Source organism: Streptomyces sp. NPDC107528 (assembly GCF_055639295.1).
This window is the reverse complement of record NZ_JBVKAV010000022.1, coordinates 12,150-35,258: the sequence shown is the minus strand read 5'-3', so window position 1 is coordinate 35,258 and position 23,109 is coordinate 12,150. Positions and strand designations below refer to the sequence as shown.

General features: G+C 70.0%; 4 protein-coding genes (1 of these 4 cut by a window edge). All 4 read left to right on the top strand.

Annotated features, from left to right (window positions below):
- Tightly spaced (each overlapping or abutting the next), the 4 genes in view from ACZ7L5_RS43580 to ccrA form a layout consistent with a single transcriptional unit that may run on beyond the window.
- A protein-coding gene (locus ACZ7L5_RS43580; RefSeq protein WP_471524496.1) for an amino acid adenylation domain-containing protein crosses the window boundary here: on the top strand, positions 1-3,243 show its final stretch. Its footprint begins 10,836 nt before the window's first position; the window shows 3,243 of its 14,079 coding nt (coding positions 10,837-14,079); the start codon falls outside the window, past its left edge; the stop codon is at positions 3,241-3,243.
- Complete coding sequence (locus tag ACZ7L5_RS43575; protein WP_471524494.1) at positions 3,243-21,092, top strand: amino acid adenylation domain-containing protein; 17,850 nt, start codon at positions 3,243-3,245, stop codon at positions 21,090-21,092. The genes ACZ7L5_RS43580 and ACZ7L5_RS43575 overlap by 1 nt, the downstream gene beginning before the upstream one ends.
- Positions 21,089-21,847, top strand: a complete 759-nt coding sequence (locus tag ACZ7L5_RS43570) for a thioesterase II family protein (protein WP_471524492.1) — start codon at positions 21,089-21,091, stop codon at positions 21,845-21,847. Before ACZ7L5_RS43575 ends, ACZ7L5_RS43570 begins: the two co-directional genes overlap by 4 nt.
- Positions 21,844-23,109, top strand: coding sequence for a crotonyl-CoA carboxylase/reductase (gene ccrA / locus ACZ7L5_RS43565; protein ID WP_471524490.1), 1,266 nt, complete (start codon positions 21,844-21,846; stop codon positions 23,107-23,109). The genes ACZ7L5_RS43570 and ccrA overlap by 4 nt, the downstream gene beginning before the upstream one ends.

The window sequence follows — 23,109 nt, the reverse complement described above, 5'->3', positions numbered from 1 at the left end:
GCCCGGCACGATGTGGCCGGAGCGAGCATCACGGATGCCTTTGCCGCGCAGGTGGCCCGCACCCCGGATGCAGTCGCTGTGACCGACGGCCCCGAGGTCTTGACCTATCGGCAACTGGACGAGCGAGCGGAGCTGTTGGCCGACCGACTCGCCGAACTCGGCGTCACGGCTGAGACATGCGTCGCCGTTCTGCTGGAACGCTCACGGGATCTGGTCGTCTCGGTCCTTGCGGTCCTCAAGGCCGGCGGCACGTACGTTCCGTTCGACCCGGAGGACGCGCCGGTCCGGCTGGGTGCCCTGGCCCGGCAGGCCGACGCCGTCCTGCTCCTGACGCACACCCGGCTCCGTGAACACAACGCTGTCCGGGACTCCCGAGTACCGGTAGTGTTCGCCGACGATCACGTCCGTTCGGACACACCGAGGCGACGCAGGGCCCGCTTCCCCGCGCAGCTGGCGTACGTCATGCATACGTCGGGATCTACGGGCACCCCGAAGGGCGTCGGGATCAGCGACGCGTCCGTGGTCGCCCTGGCCGCCGACCGGTGCTGGTCGCACGGTGCCGCAGCGCGCGTGCTGATGCACACCTCCGTATCCTTCGACCCCGCCACTTTTGAGCTGTGGGTACCGCTGCTCACCGGCGGATGCTCGGTCGTCGCACCCTGGCGGCGGCACCCCGAACCGCATCTGCTGGCGCGCGCTGTGGCCGAGCACGGCATCACCGGAGTTGCCTTGTCCGCCGCGGTGTTCGAGGCACTCGCTGCCGCGGACCCTGGCTGCCTGCGAGGTCTGGAGGAGGTGTGGACCGGCGGAGAGAGCATGTCGCCGCAGGCGACCGCGCGGGTGCGCGAGGCAGCCCCCGGCACACGGCTGACCAACAGCTACGGACCGACCGAGACGACCTTCGCGGTAGTCCAGCACACCGTGGACGCGGCCGGCTCAGCCGGCCGCGTGCCGATCGGTCGGCCGATGGACAACGTCCGCTGCCATGTACTGGACGACCGGCTCCTGCCGGTCCCCCTAGGCGTGCCCGGCGAGCTCTATATCGCCGGCCCCGGACTCTCTCGCGGGTACCTGGCCCAGCCCGGCGGATCGGCGGAGCGGTTCATGGCCAACCCCTTCGGCGCGCCGGGGGAGCGGATGTACCGCACCGGGGACCGGGTCCGGTACCGGGTGGACGGCGAGCTGGAGTTCCTCGCGCGGACCGACCAGCAGGTGAAGATCCGTGGCCACCGGGTCGAACCCGGCGAGATCGAGGCGGCGCTGGCCGAGTGCCAGGGCGTGCTACGCGCGGCGGCCGTGGTCCGGCAGGACCGGCCAGGCGTCCCGGTCCTGGTCGGCTACGTTGTCCCGGAGCCGGGCGGACCGGCGCCGACGGCCGAGGCGCTTCGTACCCGGCTGGCGGCGCTCCTGCCCGCGCCCATGGTGCCCGCTGCCTTCGTGGAGCTCGCCGAGCTGCCCCTGACCCGCAATGGAAAGGTCGACCGGGCCGCCCTCCCGGCACCCTCCCACGACACGGCCTCAGCTGCTGCCCGCCCGCCCCGCGACCGGAACGAGGCGCTGTTGTGCGAGGCGGTCGCCGAACTCCTCCGGCTGGAACAGGTGGGCATCGACGACAACCTGTTCGACCTTGGCGGGGACAGCATCCTGTTCATCCAGCTCGTCAGCCGGATGCGGACGGCAGGACTGCTGTTCGGCGTCCGGGACGTGTTCACCCACCAGACGGTCGCCGACCTGGCCCGCGTGGCCCGGCCGGTCGCGGACCACCGAGACGTACCCGAAGAGCCGGCGAGCGGTGTCCTGCCGTCAACGCCGATCATGCACTGGCTGCGTGAACTCGGCGGCCCTATCGAGGCGTTCAACCAGTCCATGACCGTGCGGGTTCCCGCGTCGGTGAGCCACGCCCGGCTGGAGGAGGCCCTTCAGACGCTGCTCGACACGCACGACATGCTCCGCGCGAGGCTGCGACCGGACTGGACCCTGGAGGTCCCTGAGCCCGGTGCCTGCCGTGCCGCGCCGCTTTTGCGGCGGGCGGACGGGACCACCGCGGACGCCTCCGCATGGGCCGTCGAGGGCGCGGCGGCCGCCGCGCGCCTCGATCCCTGGAACGGCGTGATGCTGCAGGCCGTCTGGTTCGACTCCGGCCCGGCCCGCCCTGGCCGGCTGCTGGTGGTCATCCACCACCTCGTCGTCGACGGGGTCTCATGGAGGATCCTGCTGCCGGACCTGGCGGCCGCCCATCGGGCCGCCGAGGCGGGCCGTGCGGCGGCACTCGCGCCGGTGACGGCCTCGTTCCGCGGATGGGCCAGGCGACTGACCGCCGCAGCCGAGGATCCGCGACGGCGGGAGGAACTGCCGTGGTGGCATCGCACGCTCGATGCAGGACCCGGGCTGTTCGGCGAGGACGGTCCGGTGCCCGAGCGGGACATCTTCGCCGACCTCGGCCGACTGCGTAGCACCGTCTCCACGGAACTGACGTCGGCAATCCTCGGCGAGGTGAGCGCCGCCCTGAACCTCCGGGTGGACGAGATCCTGCTGTCCGCCCTGGCGCTCGCGGCTGGCGAGTGGCGCCGCCGACGGCGGATCCCCGGCCAGGGCGTGCTCGTCGACGTCGAGGCCCATGGCCGGGACATGACCGGAGATGCGGAGGGAACGGACCTTTCCCGCACGGTCGGTTGGTTCACCCGGATGCATCCTGTTCGGCTCGACCCCGGCACGGTGCCGCCAGGAGACCTGCGTACCGGCGGCCCGGCCGTGGAGCGCGCCGCGCGCCGGGTGAAGGAACAGCTGCGCGGGTCTCCCGACGGCGGAGCCGGATACGGCCTGTTGCGCTACCTGACGCCGGACGGAACCGGAGAAGCCCTGGCCCGTCACCGGGCCGAGATCGGCTTCAACTACCTCGGTCGGTTCGAGGTCTCAGACGAAGCGGACTGGCTTCCGACCGCCGACCCCGTGCCCGTGCCGGCCGCCGATCCGCGGATGCCGGTGCCGCACGCCCTCGAACTGACGGTCGTTTGCACAGACCTGCCCCGGGGCCCGGAGTTTTCGGTCACCTGGAATTGGGCGCGCGCCCTCCTTGGCGACCAGCAGGCGGCTGACTTCGCCGACCTGTGGAACGAGACGCTCGCGGCGCTCTGCGCCCGCGCCCGTGCGGGAGGCAAGGCCGGCCGTACTCCTTCCGACGTACCCCTGGTCTCGCTCAACCAGGAGGAACTGGACCTGCTTGAAGAGAATTGGAGTTTCTGATGGACCGTTCCGGGGTCGTCGACGTATTGCCTCTGTCGCCCCTGCAGGAGGGCATGCTCTTCCACGCCCAGCTGGGCGACGGGCAGGCCGATCCTTATGTGGTGCAGCTCGTCCTGGCCCTCGACGGGCCGATCCGTGCCGACGGGCTGCGGCATGCCGCCGACCGGATCCTGACACGGCACCAGAATCTGCGGGCCGCCTTCCTCAGCCAGCGCGAAGGCACGCCGATCCAGGTCGTGCCGCGCCGCGTGGATGTGGCCTGGCAGCAGCACGATCTGAGCGCACTGCCGCTGCCGGAGCGGGAGGCAGAGCTGGCCCGGCTGCTGCGGGAGGACCGGGACACCGGATTCGACCTGGCCCGGCCCCCGCTGATCCGGTTCGCCCTGGTCCAGCTGGCACCCGACGTCTACCGCTTCGTGGTGACCAACCATCACATCCTGCTCGACGGCTGGTCCGGCCCGCTGATGCTGCGGGAGCTGTTCTCCGTGTACGCCGCCGACGGCGACGACGGCCACCTGCCCGCGGTCACGCCGTACCGCGAGTACCTGCGGTGGCTGTCCGAACGCGACCGTGACGCCGCCCGGCAGGTGTGGGGCGACGTGCTGTCCGGGCTGGACGGGGGAACTCTCGTCGCGGCGCAGGGCATCGGTCGGGCCGCCGCACGGCCGTCGAGCCACGAGCACCTCACGGTGCAGCTGTCCTCCCAGGTCACCGAAGCGCTGCGGGAGACCGCGAAGGACTTGCGCATCACAGTCAGCACCGCGGTGCACACGGCCTGGGCCTTGCTGCTGTCCCGACTGACCGGCCGGGTCGACCTCGTCTTCGGCAGCGTGGTCTCCGGCCGGCCCCCAGTACTGCCCGGGATCGAGACCATGGTCGGCCTGCTGATCAACACCGTGCCGGTGCGCGTCAGGCTGAATCCGGACGAATCGCTGGGAGAACTTGCCGCGCGGTTCCAACGCGAACAGTCGGCGCTCACCGACTACCAGTACCTGGGCCTAGCCGAGCTGCCCCGGTCGGGAGATGCCGCCGAACTGTTCGACACGGCCGTGGTATTCGAAAACTACCCGGTCGACCGGGATGGTGTGCAGGCAGTGCTCGACGGCGTACGGGTGTCGGTCGAGAGCGCCGAAGACGCCATGCACTACCCGCTGAGCCTCGGCGCCTCCCTGCGTGGCAGCACACTGAGTCTGAGGGTGATGCACCGAACCGATGTCTTCGACACCGAGCGGGCGCAGGCGATCGCCGACGGACTCGTCGACGTGCTGGGCCAACTGGCCACCCGGCCGGGAGCGGGCGTCGCCCGCACCGACGCGCCATTCCAAGCGGAGACAGCGCGGGCACTGGCCCATGCCCGCGGCTCGGACGCGGACCTCTCGGCGACCGACCTGCCTAGCTTGATCGAGGCTCAGGCCGCCCGCACTCCGGGCGCCGTCGCGGTCGTAGCCATGGAAACCACCCTCACCTACGCCGAACTCGACGCCTGGGCCGACCGGCTCGCCGAACACCTCGTGCGACAGGGGGCCGGACCGGAGCGCACGGTGGCCGTGGCCCTGCCTCGCTCGGCCGAACTAGTGGTGGCTCTGTACGCGGTGCACAAGACAGGGGCCGCCTATCTGCCGATCGATCCCGGCTACCCGGCGGAGCGCATCGCGTTCATGCTGTCCGACGCGGAGCCCTCGGTTGTCCTCGATGACCCTTCCGAGGTCCGTGCATCCCGGGCGAAAAACGGTTCCGCCCCGCCGAGGACTCTGTGGCCGGACAGCCCGGCTTACGTCATCCACACCTCGGGCTCCACCGGCCTGCCCAAGGGCGTTGTGGTCAGCCATGCCGCGATTCTCAACCGGCTGCGGTGGATGCAGGACACTTATGGGCTAAGCCCCGACGACCGGGTGCTGCAGAAGACACCGTCGAGCTTCGATGTGTCCGTCTGGGAGTTCTTCTGGCCGCTGATCACCGGAGCCACGCTGGTTCTCGCGCGGCCGGAGGGCCACAAGGACCCGCGCTATCTCGCGGAACTCATCCAGGAGCAGCGGATCACCACGGCGCACTTCGTCCCTTCGATGCTGCAGATGTTCCTGGAGGAACCGGCCGCGTCCGGATGCTCCTCGCTGCGGCTGGTCGTGTGCAGTGGCGAGGAATTGCCCGTGGAACTGGCCGCGTCGTTCCTGCGTACCCTCGGCTCCGAGCTGGCCAACTTCTACGGCCCCACCGAAGCGGCCGTTGACGTGACGGCCTGGGACGTGTGCGACGACACGGTCCCGATCGGCCGACCCGGATGGAACACCCAGGCCCACGTCCTCGACCCGTACCTGCGCACCACTCTGCCTGGAGCGCCCGGTGAGCTCTACCTGGCGGGCGCGCAGCTCGCCCGTGGCTACCTCGGCCGGCCCGGGCTGACCGCAGAACGGTTCGTCGCCAACCCGTGGGCACCTGGCGAGCGGATGTACCGCACCGGTGACCGCGTCCGCCGCCGGGCCGACGGCGTCCTTGAGTTTCTCGGCCGGACCGACGACCAGGTCAAGATCAGAGGCTTCAGGGTCGAACTGCGCGAAGCCGAGTCGGTGCTGGCTCGGCACCCCGGCGTCCGCCGGGCCGTGGTGGTGGCGCACGGCCAGGAACTGGCCGCTTACCTGCTCGTCCAGCCCGACACCGAACTCTCGGCGGTTCGTGAACTCGCCGCCTCGGTGCTGCCGGAGTACATGGTGCCCTCGTCGTTCACGGTCCTGGACGAGATACCGGTCGGGCCGAGCGGCAAGGCCGACCGTCGGGCCCTGCCCGCTCCGCACCGCCCGCACAGCGCCGGACGACGTCCTCGTAACCCGAGTGAGTCGATCTTGTGCGATCTGTTCGCCGAGGTGCTCGGACTCGCCGAGACCGGGATCGACGACGATTTCTTCGCCCACGGCGGTCATTCGCTGCTCGCCACCCGGCTGGTCAACCGGATTCGCGCCACGCTCGGTGTCGAGGTCGCCCTCCGGCAGCTGTTCGAGACACCGACCGTGGCCGGCCTCGCTGCCGCTCTCGACCCAGCTGCCGCCACGCGGCCGTCCCTGCGCCCCACGGCGCGTCCCGAGCGCATCCCGCTGTCGTTCGCGCAGCGGCGGCTGTGGTTCATCAACCAGGTCGAGGGGCAGAGCCCGACTTACAACATCCCCATCGTGCTCAACCTCAGGGGCCGGCTGAACACGGACGCCCTGCGCGCCGCCCTGGCCGACGTGATGCTGCGGCACGAAAGCCTGCGCACGGTCTTCCCGTCCCACGACGGCCTCCCGCACCAGGTGGTGCTGGACCCGGATGTCGCCGAGCCGCAGCTCGCTGTGGCCGCCGTCGACCCCGACTCCCTCGACGACGCGGTGCGCGCGGCGGTGGGTCACGCCTTCGACCTGACCGCGGAACCACCGTTGCGCGCCTGGGCGTTCACCTCCCGGGCGTCCCAAGAGGACCACGTCCTGGTCCTGCTGCTCCATCACATCGCCGGCGACGGCTCATCCCTCAGCCCACTACTCGGCGACCTCGGCACGGCCTACGCCGCGCGGCGCCACGGTGCGCGGCCCGACTGGTCGCCCCTGCCCGTGCAGTACGCCGACTACGCGCTGTGGCAGCACCGGATGTTCGGCGACGGCCAGGACACGCACAGCCTGATCGGCCGCCAGGCGGCGTTCTGGACCAACGCTCTGGACGGCGTCCCGGCGGAACTCGACCTGCCGACCGAGCGGCCGCGGCCCGCCGTGGCCAGCCACCGCGGCGCCACCGTCGACTTCACACTCGATGCCGATTTGCACGTTGAACTCGCCGACATCGCCCGCACCGGCCGGGCCACGCTGTTCATGGTGCTGCAGGCTGCCTTCGCGGCACTGCTGACCAGACTGGGCGCCGGCACCGACATCCCGCTGGGTACACCCGTCGCCGGCCGGACCGACAACGCGCTCGACCGGCTCGTCGGCTTCTTCGTCAACACCCTGGTGCTGCGCTGCGACACCTCGGGCAACCCTGCGTTCCGTCAGCTCCTCGCCCGGGTCCGCGCCACCGACCTCGATGCCTACGCCCACCAGGACCTGCCCTTCGAGTACCTGGTGGAGACGATGAACCCGACGCGTTCTCTGTCGGGTAACGCCCTGTTCCAGGTGATGTTCGCCCTGCAGAACGTCGAGGACGTCACGGTCGACCTGCCCGGCCTGACCGCCCACCCCCGACCGGTGCACGCCCGCAACGCCAAGTTCGACCTGTTCGTCAGCATGGCCGAGCGCCGTACGGCCGCGGGCGGACCCGACGGGCTGTACGGGACGGTCGAGTACGCCACCGACCTCTTCGACCGGGAGACCGTGGAACAACTCGTCGCCTGGTACGGCGAGTTCCTGCGGGCCGTGGTGCACGACCCCGCGACGCCCATCGAGCAGGTGGAGTTTCTGTCCCCGGCCGAGCGGCAGGACCTGCTGGTGACGCGCAACCGGACGGACCAGCCCCTTCCGTCGCACCTCTTGCATGAACGCTTCCAGCAACAGGCCGCGGCTACACCGGACGCCCCCGCGGTGCGCTGCGGCCGCGACGAGCTGACGTACGCCCGGCTCAACGCGCGCAGCAACCGCCTGGCCCGTGAACTGATCGCGCACGGCGTCGGACCCGAACACGTCGTCGCCCTGGCAGTCCCCCGCTCGGTCGACATGGTCGTGGCGCTGCTCGCCGTCCAGAAGGCCGGGGGCGTGTACCTGCCCATGGACCCCACGCATCCGGCCGAGCGCTTGGAGTTCCTGCTTCGCGACGCCCGACCGACCCTCCTGATTACGACCCCGGACATCGCGCCCCGCCTGCCCGCGGGGGACATCCCGATGATCGTGCTCGGCGACCCTTCGACCGAGCGCGCCCTGTCCGGGCGGGACGCCTCGGACCCGGTCGACGAGGACCGCGTCGCGCCGATCCTGCCCGGCAACGCCGCCTACATCATTTACACCTCTGGCTCCACCGGTCGGCCCAAGGGCGTGGTGATCTCCTACCGGAACATCATCAACAACCTGACGGGGTTCGCCGACCGGTTTCCGATGAGCAGTGACGACTGCACGCTCGCCGTCGCGACCGTCGCGTTCGACATCGTCGCGGTCGACGTCTACCTGCCCCTGCTGCACGGCGGCCGCGTGGTCGTCGCCGAGTCGGAGGCGGTCCGCCACCCCGCCGCGCTCGCCGAACTCGCCGTGCGTCAGGGCGTCACCGTGGTGCAGGCCACACCGTCGCTGTACCGCACGTTGCTCGCCCACGCGCCCGAAGGACTGCGCGGGATGCGGCTGCTGGTCGGCGGCGAGGCGCTGGGCGCCGGTCTCGCCGAGCATATGCGGGCGGTGGGCCGCGAAGTCGTCAATCTCTACGGCCCCACCGAGACCACCGTGTGGAGCACCCTGGCCGAAGTCGAAGCCTCCCGGACGGTCGCCGACGGCCCACCCCCGGTGGGCAGCCAGACCCGGAACGTCCGCATGTACGTACTCGACTCCAACCTGCGACCGGTGCCTGCCGGCGTCACCGGCGAGCTCTACATCGCTGGGACGGGCCTCGGCCGGGGATACCTCGACCGTCGGTCGTTGACCGCGCAACGGTATGTGGCCGACCCCTTCGGCAAGCCGGGCAGCCGGATGTACCGAACCGGCGACCTGGTGCGGTGGCGCCGGGCCGGCGGACTGAACTTCGTGGGCCGGGCGGACGACCAGGTCAAGGTGCGCGGGTTCCGCATCGAACTCGGCGAGGTCGAGGCAGCACTGTCCCGCCAGGACGGCGTTGTGGAGGCCACCGTCCTGGTCGACGACACCGGCGACGGCGAGCGCACGCTCGTCGGTTACGTCGTCCCCGGCACGGCGTGGTCCGCGGGCCGCGACGAGCAGGAGGAGAACGACCAGGTCAGCTCATGGCGCGATCTCTACGACTCGCTCTACGCCGACCAGGTCGCCGACGGAGGTTTCTGGGAGGACTTCACGGTCTGGCAGAGCAGCTACGACGGTCGCCACCTCCCGCTCGCCGAGATGACACAGTGGCGCTCAGCGGCCGTCGACCAGGTGCTGCGGCTGAAGCCCCGGCGCGTCCTGGAGATCGGCGTCGGCAACGGGCTGCTGCTGTCCCGGCTGGCCCCGCGGTGCGAGGCGTACTGGGGAACCGACTTCTCCCCGTCGGTGATCGCGGAGCTGGGGGAGCGGCTGCGGGCGCGCGGCGAGTACCAGCCGGGCATCGAACTGCGGGTCCAGGGCGCCCACGACGTCAGCGGATTGCCCCGAGGCTCCTTCGACACCATCGTGCTCAACTCGGTGGTCCAGTACTTCCCGCACGCGGGCTACCTCACGGACGTACTGCACAAGTGCCTGGATCTGCTGGTGCCTGGCGGTCGCGTCGTCCTCGGCGACATCCGCAACCTGCGCCTGCTGCGCTGTTTGCAGACGGCGATCGCCCTCGGACAGCTCACCGACGAGGCGGACTCGTCCTCGGTCCGTGCCCTGGTGGAGCAGAAGGTGGCCGCCGAAGAGGAGCTGCTGCTGGCACCCGACTTCTTCGTCGCGCTCGCCCGGACGTCCCCCGACATCGCGGGAGTGGACATCAGGCTCAAGCGGGGCCGGTTCGATAACGAGCTGTCGCGCTACCGCTACGAGGTGGTGATCACCAAGGCGCCTGCCGCTCCGGCCCCGGTCGACCGCCTGCCTCGGATGGTCTGGGCGGATCTGGGCTCGACCGGCGCAGTGGCCGAGGCGCTCCTGGATGTGCCCGGCGGCCTCCGCGTCACCGATGTGCCCAACGGCCGACTGCTCGCCGAGCACGACGCTCTGCGTGAACTGCGGCGTGGCAGCCGAACCGCTCGGGTGCTGGCCGCCCTGCGGGCCGAGGGCAGGGGGGTGGACCCCGAGGACCTGCACGACGTGGGTGCCGCGCACGGCTTCCAGGTGGTGACCACCTGGTCCGGGCAGGGCCGCGACGACTGCTTCGACGTGGTCTTCCTGCCCCCGCATGTCGACGCCGCCACGGTGCAGGCCTACACGGGGGACTCAGCTGGGGACAGGCTGCAAGAGCACGCCAACAGCCCCGCACGCACCCGCCGCCTGCGCGGATTCAGCGACCGGCTGCGGACCGGACTGCGACGGTGGCTGCCGGACTACATGATCCCGGCCGCCTTCGTCGTCCTCGACGAACTCCCCCTGAACGCCAACGGAAAGCTCGACAGAAGCGCCTTGCCGAAGCCGGACTTCGCCGTCCTGTCGTCCGGACGCCCGCCGCGCACGCCCCGGGAGCGGGTGCTGTGCGAGCTGTTCGCCGACGTGCTCGGGGTGCCCGAGGTGACCATCGACGACAACTTCTTCGAACTCGGCGGGCACTCCCTGCTGGCCACCAGGCTCGTCAGCAGGATCAGGTCGGTCACTGGTATCGAGATTCCGATCCGGCGCGTCTTCGAGGGGCCCACCGTTGCTGCCCTGTGCGAACGGCTGGAAGCCGGCACACCTGTGGTACGTCCGCTGCTCGTCCCGATGCCGAGGCCGGAGCGCGTCCCCCTGTCGTTCGCGCAGTTGCGCCTGTGGTTCCTCAACCGTTTCGAGACATCCTCACCGGGCTACAACCTGCCCACCGTGCTGCGCCTGAGCGGAAACCTGGACCGGGACGCGCTCCACCAGTCGCTGTGCGACCTGGTGGCCCGGCACGAAACGCTGCGCACGGTCTTCCCCGAGCAGGACGGCGAGCCGTCCCAGATAGTCCTGTCCGCCGAACGGGCGCGGCCCGAACTCCCTGTGGTCGCCACCGATCCCGACGCGCTGCCCGGCGCCCTGGCCGCGGCCGGCCGGATGCCCTTCGACGTGACGACCGACCTGCCGATGCGCGCCACCCTGTTCGCGCTCGACGACCACGAGCATGTGCTGCTGCTGGTCCTGCACCACATCGCGGCCGACGGCTGGTCGGTCGGACCACTGGCCCGGGACCTGGCCACGGCCTACCGGGCCCGGGTAGGGGACGCGGCCCCCGACTGGTCCGACCTGCCGGTGCAGTACGCTGACTACGCGCTGTGGCAGCGCACGGTGCTGGGCAGCCCCGACGACCCCGACAGCGCGATGTCCCGCCAGTTGGTCCACTGGCGCCGGACCCTGGCCGCCGCCCCGGCGGAGACCCCGTTGCCCAGCGACCGGCCGAGAGCACAGAACGCCGAACCGGCGGGCGAGCGGCTGTTGTTCGAGTGGGGGGCCGAATTGCACGCCCGGCTTCTCGACCTCGCTAGTGCGCACCGGGCCAGCCTGTTCATGGTGCTGCAGAGTGCCGTCGCCACCCTCCTCACCCGCGTCGGCGCCGGCACCGACGTCCTGCTCGGCAGCGCGATCGCCGGACGGACCGACACGGCCACGGAGGACCTGGTCGGGTTCTTCGTCAACACCCAAGTACTGCGCGTGGACACCTCCGGCGATCCGGAATTCGGTGAGCTGATCGGCCGGGTCCGGCAGGCAGGACTGGCCGCCTACGACAACCAAGACCTTCCGTTCGAGCACCTGGTGGAGGCTCTCAATCCGGAGCGTTCGCTGGCCCGCCATCCCCTGTTCCAGGTCATGATGGTGCTCCAGAACGCCCCCCGGACCGAGCTGTCCCTGCCGGACGTGCGGATCACCGGCGAACCGCTGGACGTGGGCGCGGTCAACTTCGACCTGGGATTCAACCTCGCCGAACGCGACTCGGCCGCGGGCCGTCCCGCAGGCGTGGCCGGCATGGTGGAGTACCGCTCGGACCTCTTCGACCGTGTCACGGTCGAACGGCTCGTCGACCGGCTGCGGCGGCTGCTGGAGACGGCGGCGGCCGACCCGTCGGTGCGGATCGGAGCCGTGGACCTCACATCGGGAGACGCACTCGACCGGCATCTGGCCGCGGTGCCGGCTGTCCGGGAGATCAACCTCGCCCGGATCGAAGGGGTCCTGTCCGAGCATGACGACGTCCAGCAGGTCGCCGCCGTACTCCATCACGACACGGAAGCGGGGAAGCAGACCGTCGCGGTGCACGTCCTCGCTGAGAATGACCATGCGCTCGACGTCGACCGGCTGCGCGCGTTCGCCGCTCGATGGCTGCCGGACCACCTCGTGCCGGCCGAGTACACCGTCGCCTCCGCGCAGGCCGTACGCCCGCCCACCCCTCGGCTCGCCATGGACGCGACGCCCCCGGCGACGCCGCGTCAGGAGACCCTGTGCGCCCTGTTCGCCGAGGTGCTCGAACGCCCGTCCGTGGGCGTCGACGAGGACTTCTTCGCGCTCGGCGGACACTCCTTGCTGGCGGTTCGGCTGATCGGGAGGGTACGCGATGCACTGGAGGTGGAGCTGCCCATCCGACGCCTCTTCGAGGCCACGACGGTGCGCGCCCTCGACGCGGTGCTCGACGACCGCGAGGCCGCCCGCCCCCGCATCGCCCCGGTGACCAGGCCGACCCGTGTCCCACTGTCGTACGCCCAGCAACGGCTGTGGGTGCTCGACCGTCTGGAAGGGCCGTCGGCGACCTACAACATCCCGTTCGCGCTGCGCCTGAAGGGGCCCCTGGACGAGGCGGCCCTGCATGCCGCCCTGAGGGACTTGCTGGACCGGCACGAAGTGCTGCGCACGGTCATCGAGAGCGACCGCGGTGTGCCCTACCAGCGGATCCTCCCGGTCGACGACATCTGGCCGGGGCTCACCGTTGCCCACGTCGTACCTGACGCAATCGCCGCGGAACTCACCACGGCATCGGCGCACGCCTTCGACCTGGCCGAGGAACCGCCGCTGCGGACACGGCTGTTCAGGCTCGCTCCCGAGGACCACGTCCTGTCGGTGGTGCTGCACCACATCGCCGGCGACGGAGCGTCCCTCGAACCGTTCGCTACGGACCTGTCCATCGCTTATGCCGCTCGTAAGCGCTCTGTCGCCCCCGACTGGCATCCGCTGCCCGTTCAGTACGCGGATTACACGATGTGGCAGCGCGAGCTCCTCGGGGACGAGAACGATCCCGACAGCCTGATCTCCCGGCACATCCGGTACTGGAGCGACATGCTGTCCGAACTGCCCGAGGAGCTCCCGCTGCCCACCGACCGCCCACGCCCGGCAGCCGCTGGGCACCAGGGTGAACTGGTCGAGTACACCGTCTGCGCGGACACCCACCGGCTGCTCGCCGAACTCGCTGAACGCCAAGGCGTGACGCTGTTCATGGTGATGCACGCGGCGCTCGCCGCGGTGCTCACCCGGCACGGCGCCGGCACCGACGTACCGATCGGGACACCGGTGGCAGGCCGCGACGACAGCGCGCTGGATCCGATGATCGGGTTCTTCGCCAACACGTTGGTCCTGCGCACCGATACCAGCGGTGATCCGGCGTTCACCACCCTGCTGGACCGTGTCCGGCAGACCGACCTGGCCGCGTATTCCCACCAGGACGTGCCCTTCGAACGGCTCGTCGACGTGCTCGGTGTCGAGCGGTCCATGGCCCGCAACCCCTTGGTACAGGTCATGCTGGCGTTCGACCAGTACCGTGCTTCCCCGCTGGATCTCGACGGGATACGGGTGAGCGCGCATCCCACGGGTCATGTGGCGGCGAAGTACGACCTTGCCGTCAACGTCGCCGAACGCCGTGGTGCCGACGGGGAGCACGAGGGCCTCGCCGGAGCCTTGGAACTCGCCACTGACCTGTTCGACCGGCGCACCGGGGAGGAACTAGCCGCGCGGCTGGTGCTCTTCCTCGACCAGGTCGCGGGCGATCCCACGCTGCGGATCGGGGCGGTGCGCCTGGAGCCGGCCGCCGACCGGCTCCCCTGGAACGACACGGACCGCCCGGTGCCCGACGAGCACGCGCTGGCCGCCTTCGAACGGCAGGTTCCCAACCACCGGGACGACGACGCCGTTGTGTGCGGCGCAGACCGCATCAGCTATCAGGAGCTCAACGAGCGCGCCAACCGGCTCGCCCACCGGCTCATCACGAGGGGGATCGGCGCCGAGCAGATCGTCGCCCTCCACCTTCCTCAGTCTGTCGACCTGATCGTCGCCATGCTGGCCGTGCTAAAATCCGGTGCGGCCTACATGCCGGTGGATCCCGACTATCCAGCCGAGCGGATACGTCTGCTGTTCGACCGGGCCGCTCCCGCACTGGTCCTGGCCAAGGGCGACGCGGGGCCGACGGATGCGCCCGTCCTGGACCCGGCGGAACATCTGCCGGACCTCCCCGCGCACGACCCCATCGACGCGGACCGGCTGCATCCCTGGTCGCCCGACCATCCGGCCTACCTGATCCACACCTCGGGTTCGAGCGGCACTCCACGGGGCGTGCTGGTCACCCACCGCGGGCTGCCGGGCTTGGCCTCCAGCCTTGCCGATGCCTACCGGGTCGTGGCGGGAAGCCGTGTCCTGGAGTTCGCCTCACCGGGCTTCGACGTGGCCACCGGCGACATCCTCTTCACCCTGTCATCGGGCGCGGCCGTGGTGCTGCCCGATACCGACCGGGTCACCGCTGCGGCCAACCTGGCTGACCTGGTGATGCGTTATGGCGTCACCCACACGACACTGACCCCGACCGTCGCCGCACGCATCCGCCCCGGAGCGCTGCCGGACGGCTTTGTGCTCGCCCTGGGCAGCGAGACGGTACCGGGCTCGCTCGTGGACCGATGGGCCTCGTCGTCCCGGGTCCTGAACGTCTACGGCCCGACTGAATGCACGGTGGCGTCGACGATCACCGGGGCACTGGCCGGTGACAGTGTGCCACCCCTGGGCCGGCCACTCGCCAACACCAAGGCGTACGTGCTCGATCCCGCTCTGCGCGCGGTCCTGCCCGGAATGGTCGGGGAGCTCTACCTGTCGGGGCCGGGCCTGGCCCGGGGCTATCGCGGCGAACCTGCCGTGACCGCCGGCCGGTTCGTCGCCGATCCATACGGCGCACCGGGTGCGCGCATGTACCGCACTGGTGACCTGGTCCGGCGGCGGCGGAACGGCGAACTCGAGTTCATCGGCCGAGCCGATGGACAGGTGAAGATCCGTGGCCACCGCGTGGAACTGGCCGAGCTCGAGCATGCGCTCCTCGGTCATCCCGCCGTGCGCGCCGCTGCGGCGGCCACCTTCTCCACTCCGGCCGGGACGCGGCTGGCCGGATACGTTGTCGCGGAGCCCGGCGGCGTGGGTGTCGCCGAGCTGCGCGGGTGGCTCGCCGAGCGCGTCCCCGACCACCTCGTGCCTGCCGCGCTCGTCCCCGTGGATGCCCTGCCCTTCACCGCCCACGGCAAGGTGGACCGCGCGAAGCTGCCCGCCCCCGCCACCGGTGCGGCCCCGAGTGCCAACCGAGCCTCGGGCCGTATCCCGGTCACCGAGTACGAGCGCGTTCTGTGCCGTCTGATCGGAGACCTGCTGGGTCAGTGCGACTTGCCGGCCGACGGCCACTTCTTCGAGCTCGGCGGCGACAGCATCCTCGCCATCCAACTAGTGAGCCGGGCGGACCGGGAGGGACTCTCACTGACCCCGCGCGACGTCTTCGCGCACCCGGTGATCGCGGAACTCGCCGCCGTAGCTGCATCCGGCCGCCCCTCCCCGGCACCCGTGTCCGATCCGGGGGTGGGTTCGGTCCCGCTCACCCCGGCCATCCACTGGCTGCGCGAACTCGGTGAGGACATCGCCGGTTTCGAGCAGTCCGTGACCGTTCCGGTGCCGGCCGGACTCGACCGAGGGCATGTCACCGCCGCGCTTCAGGCCGTCCTCGACCACCACGACGCCTTGCGGATGCACCTGTCCCGTGACGGCGACACAGGGCTATGGGCACTGGACATCCCGGAGCCGGGTACCGTCTACGCGCAGGACCTGCTCGTCGTCGCCGACACGATCGTGCTGTCCGGCGATGCACTGTCCGAGTCGGCGGCCCGGTGGCTGAGCGCTGCCCGGGACCGCCTCGACCCCGACAGCGGTGCCATGCTTGCCGCGGTGCTGCTGCCGGGAGAACCCGGCGCGCCGGGTCTGCTCTGCCTCACCGCCCATCATCTCGTCGTGGACGCGGTGTCGTGGCGGATCCTGAGCGGCGATCTCGACCAGGCCCTGACCGCCCTGACGGAGGACCGGCCGATCGAACTTGCCCCGGTCGGTACCTCCTTCAAGCGCTGGGCCGAATGGCTGGTCACCGCCGCCGCGGACCGTTCCCGGCTGACCGAGGTCCGGCACTGGACGGACGTGCTGCGCACCCCCGACCCCGTGCTAGGCGATCGACCGCTCGATCCCTTCGAGGACACCGTCGCCACGACCCGGTCGATCTTGCGGACGGCCCAGGCAGGGACGACGGCTCCGCTGCTCACCGAGGCACCTGCGGCGTTCCATGGCCGGATCCCCGACGTGTTGATGACCGCGCTCGCTCTGGCCGTCGGAGAGTGGCGAAAGCGGCGCGGCATCCCCGCGACGAGCGCGGTCCTGCTCGACGTGGAGGGGCACGGCCGGGTCGAGCAGGACGGACTCGACCTCACCCGTACCGTCGGATGGTTCACCACGCTGCACCCAGTGGCCCTGGATCCCGGGACACTGGAGTGGGCGGACGTCCGACACGGAGCCCCGGACGTGGGCTCGGCTGTGAAGCGGGTGAAGGAACGGCTGCGGTCCGTGCCCGACTCCGGGCTCGGCTTCGGTCTGCTGCGCTACCTAAATCCGCAGAGCATGCCGCTGCTGACTCGGGCGGGCACGCCGCAGATCTGCGTCAACTACCTGGGGCGGATGGCCGGTCCGGCCGTTCCCGCCCCCGCGACGACACCGCCGCGGGAAACCGCCGCACGGGCCGTGGCCCACACCGTCGCGCTCGACGCCATGGTTCGGGACACGCCCGAGGGACCACGACTGGTCGCGAACTGGACCTGGCCGACAGGGGTGCTGGCCGAGCGGGACGTGGAAGAGCTGGCCGCTCTCTGGTTCGAGGCACTGGAGGGCATCGTCGTCTATGCGCGTGGCGCGACGGCCACCCGCACCCCCTCGGACTTCCCGCTTGTCGACCTCACCCAGCAGCAGGTGGACTGGATCGAGCGGACCTGGCCGGCACCCTCGGACGTACTGCCGGTCACCCCCTTGCAGGAAGGCCTGCTTTTCCACGCGCAGTTCGAGGGCGCCGACCGCGAACACGACGACCCGTACGTAGTGCAGAGCGTCCTCGCCCTGCCCGCAGAGCTGGACCCCGAGGCGCTGTGCCAAGCGGTCCAGTCGCTCGTCGAACGCCATGACGCGCTGCGTGCCATCTTCGTCCAGACACCGGACGGTCCCCCTGTGCAGGTGATCGCCGGACAAGTGGCCATCCCCTGGAGGGAGGCCGTGGCCGCCGATGCGGCCGAGCTGGCAGCGCTGGCGGCCGCGGAACGCCGCGCAGGCTTCGACCTGGCCGCGCCGCCCCTGATCCGCTTCCTTCTGGTGCGTTTGGCGGGAGAAGAGTTCCGGCTGATCGTTACCAACCATCACATCCTGTTGGATGGCTGGTCCCTGCCGTTGCTGCTGCGCGAGCTCTTCGCCGCCTACCGGATCGCCGGGGACGAAGCCCCGCTTCCGACGGTGACACCCCACCGCGCCTTCGCGTCATGGCTGGCGGGACAGGACCGGCAGGCAGCACGGGAGGCCTGGCGGGCCACCCTGTCGGGTGTGGACAGCTGCCTAGTGACGGCCGACGTCGGAACGGCCGCAGGCCCGCAGCAGGAAGTGCGTCGGCGACTGCCCGCGCGAGTGGCGACCCTTGTACGGAACAGGGCTCGCACACTGGGTGTCACGACCAGCGCCATGGTGCACGTCGCGTGGGGGCTCGTGCTCGGTCTGCTCACCGGACGGCGGGACGTCGTCTTCGGCAGTGTGGTGTCAGGGAGACCACCAGCCGTTCCCGGCATCGAGTCGATGATCGGCTGCTTCATCAACACCGTGCCGGTCCGGCTCACTCCACGCCCCGCCGAGGCCGTGGCGGACTTGCTGCACCGCTTCCAGGATGAGCAGGCGGACCTCGGGGAGGCGCATCACCTTGGACTGGCCGAAGTACACAAGCTGATCGGCGTCAGTGAACTGTTCGACACCGCGCTGGCGTTCGAGAACTATCCGACCGGCGGGGATGCCGTCCGGGTGGGCCCGGCCGAAACGGCCGTCCGGCTGGAGCAGGCCATGGACGGGATGCACTATCCGGTCGGGCTGGTGGCCGCTGCCGCAGGCGACGAGATGGGGATACGGCTGGTTCACCGCGTGGACATGGTCGCCCCGGCCCGGGCAGAGCAGATCATGACCTGGGTCTGCGACGCGCTGGAGTCGATGGCAGCCGATCCGGACCAGCCTGTCGAGCGGGTCATCGGGAGACGGGACCACGGCCAGACCCTGGCTGCCGCTCCGAATGCGGTTGTCCCCGATCGTGACCCGATCGCTGTTTTCGCCGACTGTGTAGCCGGGACCCCGGGCGCCCCAGCTGTGACCGGCCAGGGCCAGACCATCTCCTACGCCGAACTAGATGCGTGGTCGGACCGGCTGGCACAGACACTCGTGGCGGCGGGGGCCGGTGCGGAGACGACGGTGGCCGTTCTGGTCGACCGCACGCCCCAGATGATTGCCGCTTTGCTCGGTGTGCTGAAGGCGGGTGCGGCCTACGTGCCGCTCGATCGCCGGTTCCCAACTGCGCGGATGCGGACCGTAATCGCCGAGTCCGGAGCTGCACTGCTACTGGCCGACGATGACGGCACAGCTGACGTCGGGATTCCGATCATCAACCCGGGCGCGGCCGCGCCGCCCAACGACGCCGTCGACATCCCAACCGTCCCTCTGCGAGCTGCCGCATACCTCATGTCCACATCCGGCTCAACCGGGCGTTCCAAGGGCGTGACAGTGTCGCGACGGGAGATCACCTGGCTGGCCGGTACGGAGGCGTTCCGCGCACCACGACGGGTGCTCGTACACAGCCCGCTCGCCTTCGATGCGTCCACTGCAGAGATCTGGGGCACTTTGCTTAACGGCGGCACCTTGGTGCTCGCGCCACCCGGCGACCTGGACACGGCCACCCTCGGTCGCATCATCCGCGACGAGCAGGTCACATGGGCCTGGCTCACCGCCGGCCTGTTCCGGATACTCGCCGAGGACGAGCCAGAGTGCTTCGCCGGTGTGCATGAGATCTGGACCGGGGGCGACGTCGTTTCGTCGGCGACAGCGCGAGACGTCCTGCGTCGCAATCCTCACCTCTCCCTGGTGAACGGCTACGGCCCGACCGAGACCACGGTGTTTGCGACGGCCCACCGAATGCGCGCAGCCGACGCCGTCGGCACAAGCGTCCCACTCGGACTGCCCCTGCCCGGCACCCGAATCCACCTGCTCGACCATGCCCTGCGGCCAGTACCCGAAGGAACAGTCGGCGAGGTCTACATCGCGGGTGATGGGCTCGGTCGGTGTTATGTAGGCCAGCCGGGTCTCACGGCAACCCGGTACATTGCCGAGCCGAACGGCTCCGGCGAGCGTGCCTACCGAACCGGCGACCTGGCGCGGCTCGGCTCGCGAGGGGTGCTCGAGTTCGTCGGCCGAGCCGACGAGCAAGTCAAGATCCGAGGATTCAGAGTCGAGCCGGGCGAGGCGGAGTCGGTCTTGGCGACCATGCCCGACGTCGCACACTGCGTCGTAGTGGCTTCCGGTTCGCGGCCGGACGGCCAGCGTCTGGTGGCGCATGTCGTCCCGTCCGCTGGGCGCCACCCCGACCCTGCCGAGGTGCTTCGATTCGCCGAAAGCTTGCTGCCTGCCTACTTGGTGCCAGCGGTCGTCGTCGTCCGGGACTCTCTGCCGGTGACAGCCAACGGCAAGGTCGACCGCGCCGCTCTCGACACCGTGATCCCCGCCCAACGTTCCCGTGTCGCCCCAGCCAACCGCGTCGAAGAAGTCCTTTGCGAGCTGTACCGCGACGTGCTGGGAGTGCATGAGGTCGGTACTCACGACGACTTCTTCGACCTGGGCGGCGACTCGTTGCTTGCGATGCGGCTGATCGGTCGCATCCGGCGGCGGCTGGGCGGACAGCCGACCATCAGGGACCTGTTCGTCGCCCCCACGGTCGCCGGCTTCGCCGCCCGTCACATCCTGGGGGGCGGGATCGCGCAGGACACGGCGTTCGACGTCATGTTGCCTCTACGCCCCGATGGGACGGGGACGCCGCTGTTCTGTTTCCCCCCGGCGAGTGGCCTGGGCTGGCGGTATGCGGGCCTGATCCGGGAGCTGCCTCCGACCGTGCCGATCCATGCATTCCAAGCTCACGGCTACGGAGACGAGGGCAAGCTGCCGGGCTCGGTCAATGAGATGGCCGCGGACTACGTAGCCAGGATCAGGAGGGTGGCGCCCGGACCATACCGGCTGCTGGGCTGGTCCTTCGGCGGACTCATCGCTCACGCGGTCGCGACCATGTTGCGTGAGGCAGGTGAGGACGTGGCGGTGTTGGCCGTGCTCGACACGGCACCGGCGGCAGGGCTGATGGCCGAACTGCCTGACCGTGCAACGATCCTGTGCTCGCTGCTCGAGACGGTTGGCGACCTCCCCGACCGGCCGTCAGAAGGGCTGACTGCGGATCAGGCCGAGGTCCTGCTGCGTGAGCACGACAACCCGATGGTTGCTCTGTTGGGTGAGCGGTCGCAGCACCTCGTACAGATAGCCCGGCATTTCACCAGACTGGCTGCCACACACACCCCGGGCACCTTCGACGGTGAGATGCTGTTCCTTTCCGCCACGCGGGGTCCCGCTGCGGTCCGTTTGACCCCGGACCGCTGGCGGCCCCACGTCACCGGCACGATCAGCACGCATCCAATTGACTGCGAGCACCAGCAGATGCTGGACGGCGCGCCACTGCGCGAGATCGGCCGAGTGCTGCGGGCGGTTCTCGATGACGACGGAGCACCCACATGACGGAGGTTTTGACGCCTGGCCACTTGGCGCTGGGCCCGGCGAACGCTTCCCACCGCATCGTGCTCCTGCACTACGCGGGCGGATCGGCCGCTTCTCTGCTGCCGCTGGCTCGCACGATGCCGGACACTTGCGCTGTCGCGCTCCTCGAACTCAACGATCGCGCAGATCCGGCAAACACCTTCAGCGAGGCGGTTGCTCGGCTCAGGCCGGATTTCGAGGTGCTGCTCGACCGTCCAACGCTTGTCCTCGGCCACAGCATGGGTGCTCTGATGGCGCACGCGCTCGTCGAGGCACTGCCATGTGACCGGCGACGGCACGTGACCAACGTTGTGCTGTCCGGGTCCCGCTCACCCACGACGACGGGCAAGCTCGCGACTTTTCCGCCGGCAGCATTTACCCTCCGATCTCGGGCGGAGATGATTCAGGACATCCGCCGCTACGGCGGCTGCCCCCCGGAACTGTTCGCCGATCCTGAACTGCTGCAACTGGCCGTGAGGGCGCTCGGCCACGATATGCACCTGATCGACACCTACCGCGCGCCGGCCCGCGGGGACGACGCGCACACCGGCACGGAGTACCACGTCTGGTACGGCCAGGACGACACTGAGGCGTCCGCGCTCGAAGCCCGGTTGTGGGTCGACGACGTGCCACGTCGGCCGCATCTACGGGGTTTTCCCGGAGGCCACTTCTACCTGCTGAACCATGCGGAAGGCGGCCGGGCGCTGCGCCGCCTCGCCGTCCTAGGGAATGGATGAACATGTCACGAGACCTATATGAGCTGGGAGAGATACCTCCACTGGGCGAGGTGCCGCGCAATATGTATGCCGCGCTCATTCGCCCAGAGCGCTACGGTCTGCCGCAGGATGCGATCAAGCTCGAGGTCGTGGAGGTGCCGCCGGTAGGTCCCGGCCAGGTGCTGGTGATGGTCATGGCGGCCGGCATCAACTACAACGGCGTCTGGGCCAGCCTGGGCGAACCTGTGGACGTGATCGCCGCCCGCCAGAAGAAGGGCGACCCGCACGGCTTCCACATCGCTGGCTCCGAGGGGGCGGGTGTGATCTGGGCGACCGGCGAGGGAGCCACGCGGTTCGGCGTGGGCGAGCACGTCGTGTTCGGCGGTTTGAAGTGGGATGAGACTGCCGACGACATCAGGCTCGGCACCGACCCGGCGATCTCGACGTCCCAGCGAGCCTGGGGATATGAACTTAACTTCGGCACCTTCGCCCAGTTCACTGTCGTCGACGAGTACCAGCTGCATCCCAAGCCCGAACGCCTCACGTGGGAGCAAGCAAGTTGCTTCCTTGCCTGCGGTGCGACCGCCTACCGCCAACTGTGTGGGTGGGCCCCGCACACGGTCCGCCCAGGCGACCCGGTCCTGGTGTGGGGTGGGTCCGGCAGCCTGGGCTCGATGGCCATCCAGATCGTCGACCTGCTCGGCGGCGTGCCCATCGCGGTGGTGTCGGCCGAGGAGAAGGCAGAGCACTGCCTTCGGCTGGGCGCCCGAGGGGTGATCAACCGAACCGAGTTCGATCACTGGGGCAGGCTGCCGGATCACACCGACACCGCCGCGTACCACGACTGGCTCAGCGGCGTCCGTTCCTTCGGCCGCAGGGTCTGGGACGTACTCGGCGAGCGTCGGTCGCCCCGCATCGTTCTAGAGCATCCAGGCCAGGACACTCTGCCCACGTCGCTGTACGTCTGCGACAACGGAGGGATGGTGGTCACATGCGCCGGGACCAGCGGCTACAACGGCGACGTGGACCTGCGTTTCCTGTGGATGTTCCAAAAGCGCCTGCAGGGTTCGCACTGCGCCAACGCCCGAGAGTCCCGCGAGGTCACCAACCTCGTCGCGTCGGGAAGACTCGATCCCTGCCTGAGCCTCACGGCACGGTTTGACGACATTGCCGAGTTGCACCGGCTTATGTATGAGAACGCCCATCCACCGGGCAACATGTCCGTGCTTGTGAACGCTCCAGAGCAAGGCATGATCGCCCTGCCTGGTGGGGTGGCGGTATGA

Bases quoted from the DNA above. Each gene is read 5' to 3' on its own strand.
- ccrA (WP_471524490.1), top strand. From the start codon at position 21,844: ATGAACATGTCACGAGACCTATATGAGCTGGGAGAGATACCTCCACTG.
- ACZ7L5_RS43575 (WP_471524494.1), top strand. From the start codon at position 3,243: ATGGACCGTTCCGGGGTCGTCGACGTATTGCCTCTGTCGCCCCTGCAG.
- ACZ7L5_RS43570 (WP_471524492.1), top strand. From the start codon at position 21,089: ATGACGGAGGTTTTGACGCCTGGCCACTTGGCGCTGGGCCCGGCGAAC.